This is a genomic window from Lagierella massiliensis, assembly GCF_001407835.1.
GTDB classification, from domain to species: Bacteria; Bacillota; Clostridia; order Tissierellales; family Peptoniphilaceae; genus Mediannikoviicoccus; species Mediannikoviicoccus massiliensis.
Genome location: NZ_CYUO01000004.1, coordinates 255,643 through 269,869 on the forward strand (window position 1 = coordinate 255,643; position 14,227 = coordinate 269,869).

Here is a 14,227-nt window from a genome sequence, read left to right on the forward strand (position 1 = left end):
GGAATGAATTTTTTTACAGATGTACTAAAGAATTTAACAGAATATAAAAGACTTTCTGAAGCTTTAAAAATTGAAAAAAATTCTATTTATTTACATGGAGTTGTTAAAGAAAGCCTATATCATTTAATTTACTCCATGTATGAGAATGAAGGAAAAAATATTTTTATCATCACAGAAGATGAGCTTTCAGCAAAAAAACTTGTAGATGACTTTGAAGTCATAGACTCTAATATAGTGGAACACTTCCCAGAAATTGAGCTTAATTTTTATAACTTTTCATCTTTGGAGAAGAAAAATGAAGATCAAAGACTAAAAGTTTTAAATAGGTTAATGGAAAAAAAACCTTTTATAACTGTTGCAAGTTCAAGAGCTACTCAAAGAAAACTCACAAAAATCAATCGATATAAGAATATGAGTATTGATATTCATATTGATGACACTTTAAACCTTGATAAGCTTACAGAAGATTTAATAGAATTAAATTATGAGAGGGTAAGTATTATCGAAGGACGTGGTCAATTTGCGATTAGAGGTGGTATCATAGACATCTATCCAATACAGGAGGAACATCCTGTGAGGATTGAATTATTTGACGACGAAATAGATTCTATGAGAACCTTCAATGTTTCAGATCAAAGGTCTGTGGAAAATATTGACAGAGTAAGAGTGGCACCGGCAAGAGAGCTTATACTTGATTCAAAGATTAGGCAAAAGATTATAAAAGGACTTTGCAGAGACTTAGATATAGCTGATCGCTCTCCAATGTATGGGGTGGACAAAGACAAACTGTTGGAAAAATATGGAGATATTTTAGAGTATATAGAGAACGGATATGAAATTTCAAATCCGGATTTAGTTGTGCCATATTTAAAAAAAGTTGACTACAGTAATATAATAGACTATCTTCCTAAAAATTCTCTTATAATCGTAGATGATATCTCGAGAGTATATGATAGAAATAGTGAAATAAATCAAATTTTTAAAGAAGATATAACAGATAGAATGGAAAAGGGGGAAGTGTTTATCACCCATGAGGACATCTTTATAGAATTTAAGGAGATTTTAAAGTCCATCATGGATAATACTGTTCTAAATGTTACACCTCTTTCAAAAAAGACCAGACTTTTAAATCCAAATGTTGAAATCCTTATAGAATCTTCAGAGGCCATGTCCTTTAATAAAAACATGGAAGTATTACAGGAACACTTGGATGCACATACTCGAAGAGGAGAAAAATTTGCGATATTTGCAGGTTCACAAGACCGTGCCATTTCAATTCTTAACCTATGTCAAGAAAAGAAGTTAAATGCAGCTGTAGTTGAAGATTTGGATTCAAAACTTTTGACTGGAATGATATATATCCTTCCATTTAAAATGCCAAGGGGATTTGAATATAGAAAACTGAAGTTCACCTGCTTAACTACAAGGGAAATTTATGGCAAGGAGAAGAGAAGAGCAGGTAAGATTAAAAAGAAGAGGACTTCTTCAGAAATAATTAACTATTCTGATCTTGAAATTGGCGACTTTGTGGTTCATGAAAATCATGGTATAGGACAGTATCAAGGAATTGAACAGATCAATGTACAAAATACTAAAAAGGATTACTTAGTTATAACCTATAGAGGAAACGACAAACTTTACATCCCTACAGATCAGATGAACTTGGTACAAAAATATGTTGGAACAGGTTCTGATAAGGGACCTAAACTTAACAAGCTTGGTGGTGTAGAGTGGCATAAAGCAAAACTAAAGGCAAAAAAATCCGTTGAGACAATTGCAGAAGAACTTGTAGAGCTATATGCCAAGAGGTCAAAGCTTGAAGGCTTTGCCTTTGACAAAGACGGAGCATGGCAAAGGGAATTTGAAGAGGACTTTATATATGAAGAAACACCAAGTCAGCTTCGTTCTATTGCAGAAATAAAAAAAGACATGGAGTCAAATAGACCAATGGACAGACTCCTATGTGGTGATGTGGGATATGGAAAGACTGAAGTTGCAATACGAGCTGCGTTTAAAGCAGTTATGAATGAAAAACAAGTTGCAATCCTGGTTCCAACCACAATACTTGCACAACAACATTATAATACCATTTTGCAAAGACTTGGTGACTACCCAGTTGAAGTTGAAATGCTTTCAAGGTTTAGAACACCTTCACAACAAAAAAAGATAATAAAAGATGTAAAGAGAGGCCTTGTAGATATAATAATAGGAACCCACAGACTATTATCAAAGGACATGGTATATAAGGACTTAGGTCTTTTAATTGTGGACGAAGAGCAGAGATTTGGGGTTAAGGACAAGGAAAAGCTAAAGAGTTTAAAAGAAAATGTAGATGTGCTTACTCTATCTGCAACACCAATACCGAGGACATTACAGATGGGTCTTGTGGGAATAAGGGATATGTCTACCTTGGACGAACCTCCTGAAGAGAGATTTCCTATAAACACATATGTAATTGAGTACAATGAAGGAATTATTAAAGATGCAATACTAAAGGAGATGGACAGAGGGGGACAAGTGTATTTTGTCTATAACAAGGTGCAAGATATTGATGAAATGTCATTTAAATTGCAAGAACTCGTCCCTGATGCAAGAATTGCTATTGCCCATGGTCAAATGTCTGAAAGAGAACTTGAGAATGTAATGCTTGACTTTGAAGACGGTAAGTTTGACATACTCCTTTGCACCACCATCATAGAAACTGGTATGGACATACCAAATGTTAACACCATGATTGTCTATAACGCAGATAGAATGGGACTTTCACAGCTATATCAACTTAAGGGCCGCATAGGAAGATCCGACAGAACTTCTTTTGCATATTTCACATATGAAAAAAATAAAAGCATATCCCAAGTTGCAGAAAAAAGACTTATGGCAATTAAAGATTTTACAGAGTTTGGCTCTGGGTATAAGATAGCCATGAGAGATTTGGAGCTTAGAGGCGCAGGAAATATTTTAGGAGAAGTACAATCTGGACATATTTCTGCAATAGGATACGATCTTTATGTTAAACTATTAGAGGAGACCTTAGGAGAACTAAGGGGAGAGAACAAAAACAAAGTAAGAATGTCTGAAGTTGAAGTCGATATTAAGATGGACGCATATATTCCTTCGTCCTATATATCAGATTCAAGTGAAAAGATAGAAATGTATAAAAAGATTGCATCTATACTTGATGAAGATGACTATGACGAACTTATAGAAGAGCTTATAGATAGGTTTGGAGACCTTCCAAAGCCAGTGCAAAACATAATGGATATTGCCCTTACAAAATCCTATAGTGCAAGGGCAGGCTTTATAAAGGTATTTGAAAAAGAAGGTTCTTTTGGATTAGAATATAGTGATAAGAAAGATATTGATTTAGACGAACTAAAGTATATTAGCGAAAACTTTGAAGATAGTATGAACTTTGACTTAGGGGAAAATCCTAAGATATTTGTTAACTCAAAAGATTTAAAACCAGTGATAAGACTCTTAGTGCTGATTTTAAATTTCAATAATTTTAATAAAAAGGAAGGTAATTAATTTGAAGAAATTTACAAAAAAAATATTAATGGGAGTACTTACCACATCATTGTTGCTGACAGGTTGTGGAAAAGGAGGAAAAAAACCATCAAACGCAATAGCAAAGGTTGACGGTGAATATATAAGTGCAGAACAAGTACAGGAATACTTTAGCTATTATAAACAACAAATGGCTATGTATGGTCAAAATAATAACTTCGATGAAGAGACAGAAGAAGGCAAAAAGGCTGCACAAGGCATTAGAGAAGAGATTTTAAAATCTTTAGTAATGCAAGAAAAAACGGTGAAACTTGCTAAAAATGAAGGGGTAAAAGTCACTGATGATGAAGTAAATACTTCTATTGACAACTTAATTGAACAAGCAGGTGGAGAAGATTCACTGAAAAAATATTTAAAAGAGACTGGACAAACAGAGGAAGAATTTAGAAAAGAACAATTCAAATCATTTGAAAAGCAAAATTATTTAACAAAGCTCGATGAAAAATTAAAAGAAAAATTTAAACCTAAAGATGAAGACATCAAAAAGAGAATTGAAGAAGATAAAGATACTCTACTTCCAGTTTATAACGCAAACCATATTCTATTTTCAACAATGGATGAAAATGGTCAAGCGATAACAGACGAAACTAAGATTGAAGAAATAAAACAAGAAGCTCAAAAGAAACTTGATGAGCTAAAGACAGATAAGGCAAAATTTGAAGCAGCATTCAAGGACTATAAAGACAAAGAAGAAAAGACTACCTCAGGAACTTTTATAAAAGCTGAAGAGTTAGGAAACTTCAGTGGTGGAGATATGGTACCAGAGTTTAGTGAAGCTGTTAAGGCTATGAATCCAGGAGAGATTAGTCAAGAACTTGTGAAGACACAATTTGGATTCCATATAATACAAGAAATTTCAAAGGCAACTACACTTGACGAACTTGATAAGGACTTCTATGAAAATCAAATCAAGGCAAAATATGTAGATATGGTACTTGAAGAAGAAATTTCAAAGTACAAACAAGAAGAAACAGACAAAATAGAAGTTGAATACTATGACAAAGATGGAAATGTTGTGGATGACGCTGGAAAGGCTATAGCAAGTTTTGATTTTAGTAAGATTGAAGGACCTAAGACTTCAAAAAGTGAAGATGCTACAGGCGCAAAAGAAGAAGCAACAGAAGGAAAAGTAGAACAAGAAGAAGCTACAGAATAAAAACATAGTTCAAAGGTCATTAGATTGAGCTGAAATATAATAAAAAATTGAAAATTCGTATAAAAAAATAGCTTAAAACCTTGAAACTTTGCTTTTATTTAGTTATAATCAGAAAGAATGGTATATTCAAGAGAAAAAGTAGGAGGAAATAAATGAATAAAGCAGAATTATTAACAAAGATGGCTGAAAAGAGCCAATTAACTAAAGTAGAATCAGAAAGAGCATTAAATGCATTTATTGAAACTGTAACAGAAGCTTTAGCTGATAATGAAAAAGTTCAATTAGTAGGATTTGGTACTTTCGAATCAAGAGCAAGAAAAGCAAGAGAAGGAAGAAACCCAAGAAATCCTGAAGAAGTTATTAAGATACCTGCATCAAATGCACCAGTATTCAAAGCTGGAAAGTCATTAAAAGAAGCAGTTAATAAGTAATTTTAAAAGGCGACTCCAGTGGAGTTGCTTTTTTATTTTCATAAATTTAAACTGGAGCTATTTTTTATAATCATATCTTGGTTAAATAGTTAAATTTCAAGATATATGCTAAAATAAATACATAAAGTCCAGGAGGCTCAAAATGATATATGAAATAAAAATTGATAAATATGTAAACGATAGATTTAAAGTTTACACTGACAATAGTGACGACGTCCTTGTAGTAGGAGAAAAAGTTGGAGATCCAGGTTCGTATTTTGATGCATTTGTAAATGAAACTGTCTCCAGAGGTGCTGAATTTGTGTTTTATGACGCAGATAGAAAAGAAATATTAAGAATCAAGAGACATTTCTATAGCGAAGATAAAAAATATGTTTTATTTGAAGGAGAAAAAGAAGTAGGACATATAGTTTCAAGACTTGAAGGCTCAGATATTTTAATTGACTTTGACTATAAAAATGTAGAAGAGCATATGTCCTTACCAAAGGGGGCAAAAGAATTTTACGTTGAAGACCTTGGCAGAATAAAATCATTAAAACAGGGCTTTAAACCATATGAAAAAATGGAAATTCAAGTTGAAAATGAAAAAGATTTTAAACTACTAATGGCAATAGCTGTCTATATTTGGGACGTGTTTATTAAAAATAAAGTTGCATTTGTATAAGAGAAAAAAATCCAAGGAATCAATCCCTGGATTTTTTATTTTTTAAACGTATATCCAATTTAAAAATCTGCAACAATCCTATTATAGTGAACAAAAAGCCTTGATAGTAGTAGTCGTATTTAAATTTTGGAATGAGTTGATTGAATAGTAGTGCTATTACAACAATCAACAGAAACATAAAAATATGATCCGATGTTACTTTAAATTTTTTTCCCTTTTGTAAAAGTATAACTGCAAATATTAAAGCAGCGACTATAAGCCAGAAATATATTTTTATATTCATACCATCAAATATATAATTCCTATAGACTAAATGCCTCATAAGTCCCATTTTTTTTAGGGAAAAATAATTGAATACAAGTGCCACTATTATAAGTAGCACTTGAATTACAGAAATTATTATATAGGATTTATTTCGCTGCCTTATCATTTGATAAGTCTCCTACCTTTTCGTATTTTACATTTGATGAGTTTGGGTCACCAACTTGTACATCAAGGTCATCGTGCATTTGCCATTCGTTCCATCCACCGTCAAATAGAGTTACATCATATCCTCTTTCGTACATCATTAGGAAAGGTGTTGCAGCTCTCCAACCAGTTCCACAGTAGAAGGACATATCATTTGAAAGATTAATTCCATTAGTTTTCCACTTTGAAACTACATCTTCAAAGTTCTTAACTGTTGAGTCGTCGTTCCAGTAGTTTTCCATACCGCCATTACCTTGTCCAGAGTCTCCCCATTTTGCCCCCTTAGGTTCTCCAGCCTTTGGTATATAAGAATAACCAGAAGTTTCGCCAAGCCATTCTTCCTTTGATCTTACAGAAACAAGTTCAAAGTCTTTGTCCTCTTCAAGTTTTTTTGCAGCGTCTTCAAGACTTAGTATATATTCTGGGTGAGCTGGAGTTTTAACTCCAAAGTCTTTTTGAGATTCTGGTTTAACCGAACCTTCTTCAGTTGGAAGTCCCTTTGCTTCCCAAGCAGAAAGTCTGCCATCAATTATCTTAACGTCTTTAACTCCCATATAAAGCGCCGCCAGGGCAACTCTATCTGCACCTGTGTCAGGACCATAGATTAAAAGTGTCTTATCAGCAGTAATACCTAAGTTTAAAAAGTTCTTTTCAAGTTCTTCTGGAGATCTTAAATTCCAAACTGGTCCTTCTTCAACTAAGTCTGTGTTAATGTGGATTGCTCCAGGTATATGTTTAGTTAGATAGTCTGGGCTGTCCTTTTCTTCTCCCCAAGTTACCTCTGCAAGTACATAATCTTTTTTGTCGGCTTTGTCTAAAAAGTCCTTTGCCCAGTCTACGTCAACGTAAACTCTTTTTTCTTCAACTACAGGTTGTATTTCAACACCTGTATTGTCATCTGCTTCTGTAGCTTCTGTTTCTGTAGCTTCAGTTGCTTGTACACTTTCAGTAACATTTGTTTCTTTTGTTTCAGGCTTATTACAAGCTGTGAAAGTTAACGCCATCAATGCTACAATCGCAAATAATTTAAAATATTTCTTCAAATAAATTCATCCTTTCTTTTTTTATTTAAATGGATTTTACCATACTTTATTGCACTTTGATATAAAAGTATAAAAACAGAAAAAAGTTTTAGAATTAAGTGTAAGGGTATAAAAATAATGTTGAAAGTAAAAAACAAGGAGGTAATTTATATGAAAAGAACTTTTGGTGGTACACCAGTAACAATTGAAGGAGAAGAAGTAAAGGTTGGAGAAATGGCTCCAGAATTTAAAGCTATAAATAATGATCTATCTGTATACGATTCAAAGGAAGATAGAGGTAAGATTGTAGTTTATTCTGTAATTCCATCAGTGGACACACCAGTTTGTAACATTCAAACAAGAACTTTTAATGAAAAGGTAGGAGAACTTGGTGATGGAGTTAAGGTTGTAACTATTTCTGTGGATTTACCTTTTGCACAACAAAGATATTGTGCAGCTGCAGGAATTGATAACATTGCAACTGTTTCAGATTACAATGGACATGACTTTGGAAGAAAATATGGTTTTTTAATGAAAGAAAATATGTTGCTTGCAAGGGGAATTATCATAGTTGATAAGGATGGAAAGATAACTTATACAGAATATGTTCCTGAATCAGGAGATGCTGTAGATTTCGATAAGGCTTTTGAAGAAATAAAGAAATTAGCTTAATAAAAAAGAAATTTATAATAAGTTAAATAAGTATTGAGATTTTATTCATTTATGATATAATCATAAATGAATAAAAATGAGAATTTAGGAGGCAAATTTAATGGAATTTAAGAAAATTGTATTAGGATTAGCAGTTGTTGCATCTTTAGGTTTAACAGCATGTAACAAACCAGCTACACCTAATGAAACAGCAGGAACACAAGCTCCAGCACAAACTGAAACAGAACAAGAAACTGAAACACAACAAGCTGAAGCAGCAGAAATTAAAACTATGACAGGAGAAGAATTAGACGCAATTGAAGGTGACAACAAGAAGAAAGACGAAGTTGTTGTAGTTGACGTTAGACCATCAGAACAATATAAAGAAAAACACTTAAAACATGCTATTAACGTAACTCTTGATGAAATCAAGGCTGATCCTGAAGTTTTATCTGAATACAAAGAAACTCCAATTATCCTATATTGCAACTCAGGTAAGATGAGTGGAGAAGCTGCTCAAATTTTAGCTGAAAATGGCTACAAAGACATTACTAATGCAGCTGGTGTTAAAGAATATGAATACCAAAACTTAGCAAAATACGAAAGTATTACAGCTAAGAAATTCTTAGAAATGAAAAATGATGCAACTGTAGTTGACGCTAGACCTGCAAAGGACTACGAAGAAGGACATATTGATGGCGCTGTTTCAGTTCCATTTGACGCAGTTGCAGATAATATGGATAAGATTCCTGAAGGAAAACCAGTTATAGCTTATTGCTTCACAGGTAATAAGAGTAGTGAAGTAGCTACAGAACTTGCTGAAAAGGGCTACGAAGTATACAACGTTCTTGAAGGAACCAAAGAATACGACTACGAATTAGTAAAATAGTCTAATATGGGGCTACTCCTTCTGGGGTAGCCTTTTTTTATAATGAAAAAAGCGATAATTTTTTTTACAAGAGTTCCACTCCCTGGACTTACAAAGACAAGGCTTATAAAAGATTTTTCTTCACAAGAGGCATGTAGAATTCATGAGATTATGCTAAAGTCTATTTTTAAAAGTATCAAAGAGACAAATGCAGATGTGTTCATATATATAAATCCAATTGAAAAAAAGGAAGTTCTTTTTGGCCTTATAGGTGAGAACAATTACTATCCTCAGATAGGACAAAATTTAAATGAGAAGATGAAAAATGCAATCTTTGATGTGTTGGATTTAGGTTATGATAAAGTTATTTTACTTGGTTCAGACCTAATAGGAATAGATAGAGATTATTTGGAAAATGCCTTTGAAGTACTTCAGGATAAAGACATAGTTCTTGGACCTGTAGAAGATGGAGGTTACTGTCTAATAGGTATGAAGAAAAAAGAAAGTTCCCCCTTTGAAGAGATAAAGTCAAGTCATGGTAGGGTTTTGGAAAATTTAATTGGTAGAATAGAAAGAGAAGATCTTACATATGGACTTCTTAAAGAGATATTTGATGTTGACGAAATAGATGACTTTTTTAAAGTTACAGGAAATAAAAAGGATATTGATGAATTTGAAAGGAGAGTAAAATGAGCGAGAAAAAAATGACCAGTGCAAGTAAGAAACGTATAGCCTTAGTTATAGTAGTAGCTATATGTCTGCTTGTTTACTTTTTTGTTCCAAGTGTAAATAGTGGTATTAATAGTGCAGTAAAGACACTTACAAAATTGGACTTAGATGGAGTTATTGAATATATTAGAGGATATGGCACATACGCAGCAGTAATATCATTCTTATTAATGATTTTACAATCAATCATGTCTCCTATACCTGCATTCTTTATTACACTTGCAAACGCAGCTATTTTTGGATGGTGGAAGGGTGCTATATTATCTTGGTCATCTGCAATGGTTGGAGCGGCAATGTGTTTCTTTATTGCAAGAATTTTAGGTAGAGATGTAGTTGAAAAGATTGCAACAAAAACAGCTCTTGAATCAGTGGACGGATTCTTTGAAAGATATGGAAACTATACAATCCTTGTTTGTAGACTACTACCATTTGTTTCATTTGATGCAGTAAGTTATGCAGCAGGACTTACACCTATGGGATTCTGGAAGTTCTTTATTGCAACAGGTATTGGACAACTTCCTGCTACACTAATTTATTCAAAAGTTGGAGAACTAAGTGGATCTGCAAAGACTTTAGTAATAGGACTACTTTGTCTATTTGCATTATCTGTAATTATTTTTATGATTAAGAAGATATATAATGAAAAGCAAGCAAAAAAATCTACAGAAGTTAAGTAAGATATTAATAACTGTACTGATAGTTGTTATATCATTTTTTGTAATTAAATATCTGCCTCTTGAAAGAGTCAGAAGCATAATACAAAGTGGAGGAGGGTTTGCCCCTTTCATTTACATCTTGCTATTTTCAATTTTACCAATTTTCTTCTTTCCAGTGCCGGTTTTAGCATTAGCAGCAGGACTTGCCTTTGGTGTTTGGAAGGGAAGTTTCTATACTGTTATAGGTGCATCTATAAACTGTATTTTAATGTATTTAATTGCGAAGTATATTGGCAAAGAACAGGTTGATAAGTATCTTGAGAAACATTTAAGTAAAGATGTTAAGGAAAGAATAGCATCAAAGGAAACTGATATAGGATTTTATTTATTTGTACTGAGACTTACCCCAATTATTCCATATAATTTAATTAACTATATGTCAGGATTATTGGATATAGGTCTTAAAAAATATATAATAATTTCAATACTTGGAATTATGCCAGGAACAGCGGTTTATTTAAATATGGGAGATAAGGCGATAAATTACAAATCGAAAGAATTTGTATTTTCTGTTATCTTCATGATAGTTTTAGTAATATTATCTAACCTATTGACAAAATATTTAAAGAAAAAGGGAAAATTATGATTTCCATTATAGTACCTATATATAAAGATGAAGCAGCTTTGAAAAACTTTTTAGCTCAAAAACATAAACTAAAAGGAGACTATGAGCTGCTTTTTGTTATAACAGAAGAAGATGAAAATTTAATAGAAAAATATTCAGATGAAAGAATACTTCTTGCTTCAAAGGGAAGAGCATTTCAAATGAATTATGGAGCAAAGAAGTCTGTTGGAGAAATTCTTTTATTTTTGCACGCTGACAGTATAATTGAAGACAATATACTTGATGAGGTTCAAAATGGCATAAAAATTAGCCCAGCAGGCTGCTTGAAAATATATTTTGACTTAGGCCATCCACTAATGAAGATATGCGGCTATATGTCCCGTTTTAGGGTAAGACGAAGAAACATAGCCTTTGGAGATCAGGGTATATTTTTAACAAGAGAGCTTTTTGAAAAAATCGGTGGATATAGGGAGATTCCCCTAATGGAAGACTATCAACTGTCCATGGACATAAAGGATTTAGGAATAAAGATTAGGCAGTGTAACTCGAAAATAATTACAAGGTCAATTAGATATGAAAAGGGTGGCATGCTAAAGACTATGTATAAGATGCAAAAATATCAACACATGTATAGAAAGGGAGTAAGCCCTGAAGAGATTGCAGAAAGGTATAGGAATGTAAGATGAGCTATTTAGATTATGTAAATGAAAAATGTATTGAATGTGGAAAATGTACAAAAAACTGTGATTTTTTAACTAAGTACCACTTAAATTTAAAAGACTATACTAAACGTGAAGATTTAAAATATCACTGCTTTTTATGTGGTGTGTGTAAACAGGTATGTCCTCTGGACCTTGATGGTAGAAAGGTTTCAACTGAACTTAGAATGGGTGAAGAAAAAGGTTTTGGAATGATGAAATTTGAAAAATCCCCATACATATTTAGAAATAATTCTAAAAAGAAGAGTAAGACACTACTTTTTTTAGGATGTTCATTTCCCAGACAATATCCTGAAACTACAAAGGCATTAATCGATTTATTTATCCAAAATGGAATTGATTTTTCTCTTGATTGTTGCGGGAAACCTGTTTATGAAACTGGAGATGAAAAGAGAATAAAAAAAGACAAGGATAGGCTTGAGGGTATTTTTAAAGAAAAGGGTATAGAAAAAATTGTAACAGCTTGCATGAACTGTTACTACTTCTTTAAGAAGCACTACGACATTGAAGTTGTTTCTATATATGAAGAGCTCAAAGAGCTTGGACTTGGCAAAAAAATAGAAGAAGAGAGAAATATCTTTATACCATGTCCCGACAGACAGACAAAAGAGGTGTTGGAACACATAAGATATTTTGTACCAAATCTAAAAACGCCATTTGAAAATGTGCAATGCTGTGGTCTTGGTGGACTTGCCCTTGGTACAGAGCGTGAACTTGCCGATGGATTCGTGGAAAAACTTAGGGAATATGACATACCAGTTACTACCTACTGTGCCAGCTGCTCTGGTAGATTTAGGAAAAATGAAATTAAATTAACTGGACATATTTTATGTGAGATAATGGATGTAGAAGAAAGAGAAAGTTTAGGTTTCTTAAAAGGGAGTCTACAAATTAGAAATTATAGGAGGAATAGATGACAGCTACTGAATTTCAAAGAGAGATGAGTTCAAAAGGATGTAACTGTGCTCAAATAGTATTTTCATATTTTGCAGAAAAAAACGGCCTTGATATTAATAAAGCACTTAAAATTACTTCTGCATTTGGTGGAGGTATGGGAAAGGGAGATGTTTGTGGTGCTATAACAGGTGCATATATGGCCCTTGGACTAATCTATGGAAATGATTTAGAAAATAGCGACAGGTCTATTCTTAAGGAAAAAATAAAAGAGTTTGACTTGGAGTTTCAAAAGATATCAATGGAACGTCGCTGTGAAGATATTCTTGGAGTAAATGTTGGAGACAAAGAAAAGGTTATGGAGTTTGCAAAGAAAAATCCAGATTTCAAGGCGATTTGTCCCAAACTCGTTATAAATAGCATAAATATTATAGAAAAATTGGAGGAAAAATAGATGAGAGATTATTTTGAGAGAAAAGACTTAGAAGATTTTAATAATGGAAAAATTGGGGAAAGTGGAAAAGAACTTTGGGATAGCTTCTTAAAGTACTATGGTCCTGTATTTGAAGAAGGCGCACTAACAACAAGAGAAAAAAATCTAATTGCCCTTGCAGTTGCCCACGCAGTTTCATGTCCTTACTGCATCGAAGCATATACAGTGGCGTCTTTAGAAAGTGGATACACTAAAGAACAAATGATGGAAGCGGTTCATGTTGCATCGGCAATAACAGGGGGAGCAACTCTTGCCCATGGAATTCAAATGTCAAAAATTGTGGATGAACTTGAGATTTAATGGAAAAAAGAAACGAAAAATTAGGAATTGTAACCCCGTTTTTTGAAAGAGCCGGAGAACTTGTGGCAAACTCCACTCCATCTACCATGCAGATTAATCTAACAAGAATATGTAACCTTGCATGTAAACACTGCCACTTAAGCTGCAGTCCAAATAGAACAGAAGATATGGACTTTGAAACAGCAAAGGCCTGTGTAGAAGTTTTTAAAAGAGAAGGATTCAAGGTGCTTGACTTAACTGGGGGAGCTCCAGAAATGTCAAAAGTTTTTAAATATCTAATAGAAGAGCTAAGGGACTGTGCGGAAAATATAATTGTAAGGACAAATTTATCAATCTATCTTGAAGATGGATACGATTTAGAATTTTTAAAAGACAATAGAATTGAAATTTTTGCATCCCTTCCCTTTTACGAAAAGTCAAAGACTGACAGAGTTAGGGGAGAGGGTGTTTACGACTCCAGTATAATAATATTGCAAAAGTTAAACCAGTTAGGATATGGAACAGAGCTTCCATTAAACTTAGTATACAATCCATCGGGAGCAATTTTACCAGGAAATCAAGAAGATTTAGAAAATGTATATAGATCCAAACTTAAAGAAGACTATGGAATAGTTTTTAGTAATCTATTTTCAATTACCAATATGCCCATAGGCCGCTTTAGAAACTGGCTTGAAAGATCAGGCAACTACGAAAGATATATGAAGAAGTTAGAATCTGCTTTTAATGACGAAGTAGTTGAAAACTTAATGTGCCTTGACACCATATCAGTGGATTGGGACGGTAGTATTTATGACTGTGACTTTAACCTAAGCCTTGGATTTAAATGCCAAGGACAGTTAAATATAAAAGAGATACCAGAAGGTTTTGACTTTAAGAGAAAAGTTATGACCGCAGATCACTGCTATGGATGTACAGCTGGAGCAGGGTCATCCTGAGGTGGTTCATTAAGCTAAGTTTAGCAAAAAAGATTTATACAAATAGGTA

General features: G+C 33.2%; 16 protein-coding genes. 14 read left to right on the forward strand and 2 right to left on the reverse strand.

The genetic code is table 11. The features are described from left to right. Nucleotides 1–3 precede the first annotated feature (3 nt). The 4 genes from mfd to BN2746_RS01210 all read left to right on the forward strand — a co-directional run bounded on the left by mfd (nt 4) and on the right by BN2746_RS01210 (nt 5,818). Nucleotides 4–3,528 carry a transcription-repair coupling factor gene (mfd, locus tag BN2746_RS01195; RefSeq protein ID WP_055078044.1) on the forward strand — a complete coding sequence of 1,175 codons (3,525 nt, stop codon included), beginning with the start codon at nt 4–6 and terminating at the stop codon, nt 3,526–3,528. Between the two features lies 1 nt (nt 3,529). Next, nucleotides 3,530–4,723 carry a SurA N-terminal domain-containing protein gene (locus tag BN2746_RS01200; protein ID WP_055078045.1) on the forward strand — a complete coding sequence of 398 codons (1,194 nt, stop codon included), beginning with the start codon at nt 3,530–3,532 and terminating at the stop codon, nt 4,721–4,723. 152 nt (nt 4,724–4,875) lie between these two features. Then, a complete protein-coding gene (locus BN2746_RS01205; protein ID WP_055078046.1) occupies nt 4,876–5,154 on the forward strand; it encodes an HU family DNA-binding protein in 279 nt (92 codons plus the stop codon). Nucleotides 5,155–5,296: 142 nt separating this feature from the next. Then, a complete protein-coding gene (locus tag BN2746_RS01210; RefSeq protein ID WP_055078047.1) occupies nt 5,297–5,818 on the forward strand; it encodes a GNAT family protein in 522 nt (173 codons plus the stop codon). Between the two features lie 19 nt (nt 5,819–5,837). On the opposite strand, the gene BN2746_RS01215 is transcribed toward BN2746_RS01210, so the two are convergent. After that, nucleotides 5,838–6,248, reverse strand: a complete 411-nt coding sequence (locus BN2746_RS01215; RefSeq protein ID WP_055078048.1) for a hypothetical protein — start codon at nt 6,246–6,248, stop codon at nt 5,838–5,840. Further along, complete coding sequence (locus tag BN2746_RS01220; RefSeq protein ID WP_055078049.1) at nt 6,229–7,329, reverse strand: sulfurtransferase; 1,101 nt, start codon at nt 7,327–7,329, stop codon at nt 6,229–6,231. The genes BN2746_RS01215 and BN2746_RS01220 overlap by 20 nt, the downstream gene beginning before the upstream one ends. Before the next feature lie 150 nt (nt 7,330–7,479). Between BN2746_RS01220 and tpx the strand changes: the two genes are divergently transcribed. From tpx to arsS, 10 genes are all read left to right on the forward strand, one after another. Next, nucleotides 7,480–7,980: a thiol peroxidase gene (tpx, locus tag BN2746_RS01225; protein ID WP_055078050.1), complete on the forward strand. Its 501-nt coding sequence runs from the start codon at nt 7,480–7,482 to the stop codon at nt 7,978–7,980. 100 nt (nt 7,981–8,080) lie between these two features. Then, entirely contained in the window at nt 8,081–8,848 is a 768-nt protein-coding gene (locus tag BN2746_RS01230; RefSeq protein ID WP_055078051.1) for a rhodanese-like domain-containing protein, read from the forward strand. A 42-nt stretch (nt 8,849–8,890) separates the two neighbouring features. Next, nucleotides 8,891–9,520: a TIGR04282 family arsenosugar biosynthesis glycosyltransferase gene (locus BN2746_RS01235; protein ID WP_055078052.1), complete on the forward strand. Its 630-nt coding sequence runs from the start codon at nt 8,891–8,893 to the stop codon at nt 9,518–9,520. After that, nucleotides 9,517–10,233, forward strand: coding sequence for a TVP38/TMEM64 family protein (locus tag BN2746_RS01240; RefSeq protein WP_055078053.1), 717 nt, complete (start codon nt 9,517–9,519; stop codon nt 10,231–10,233). The genes BN2746_RS01235 and BN2746_RS01240 overlap by 4 nt, the downstream gene beginning before the upstream one ends. Beyond that, entirely contained in the window at nt 10,196–10,858 is a 663-nt protein-coding gene (locus BN2746_RS01245; protein ID WP_055078054.1) for a TVP38/TMEM64 family protein, read from the forward strand. The genes BN2746_RS01240 and BN2746_RS01245 overlap by 38 nt, the downstream gene beginning before the upstream one ends. Beyond that, nucleotides 10,855–11,523, forward strand: coding sequence for a TIGR04283 family arsenosugar biosynthesis glycosyltransferase (locus tag BN2746_RS01250; protein WP_055078055.1), 669 nt, complete (start codon nt 10,855–10,857; stop codon nt 11,521–11,523). The genes BN2746_RS01245 and BN2746_RS01250 overlap by 4 nt, the downstream gene beginning before the upstream one ends. Continuing rightward, nucleotides 11,520–12,473 carry a (Fe-S)-binding protein gene (locus BN2746_RS01255; protein ID WP_055078056.1) on the forward strand — a complete coding sequence of 318 codons (954 nt, stop codon included), beginning with the start codon at nt 11,520–11,522 and terminating at the stop codon, nt 12,471–12,473. Before BN2746_RS01250 ends, BN2746_RS01255 begins: the two co-directional genes overlap by 4 nt. Beyond that, nucleotides 12,470–12,904 (forward strand): C-GCAxxG-C-C family protein, encoded by a 435-nt coding sequence (locus tag BN2746_RS01260; RefSeq protein WP_055078057.1) that lies wholly within the window; start codon nt 12,470–12,472, stop codon nt 12,902–12,904. Before BN2746_RS01255 ends, BN2746_RS01260 begins: the two co-directional genes overlap by 4 nt. Continuing rightward, entirely contained in the window at nt 12,905–13,243 is a 339-nt protein-coding gene (locus BN2746_RS01265) for an arsenosugar biosynthesis-associated peroxidase-like protein (RefSeq protein WP_055078058.1), read from the forward strand. Then, nucleotides 13,243–14,178, forward strand: a complete 936-nt coding sequence (arsS, locus tag BN2746_RS01270; protein ID WP_055078059.1) for an arsenosugar biosynthesis radical SAM (seleno)protein ArsS — start codon at nt 13,243–13,245, stop codon at nt 14,176–14,178. Before BN2746_RS01265 ends, arsS begins: the two co-directional genes overlap by 1 nt. Nucleotides 14,179–14,227 lie beyond the last annotated feature (49 nt).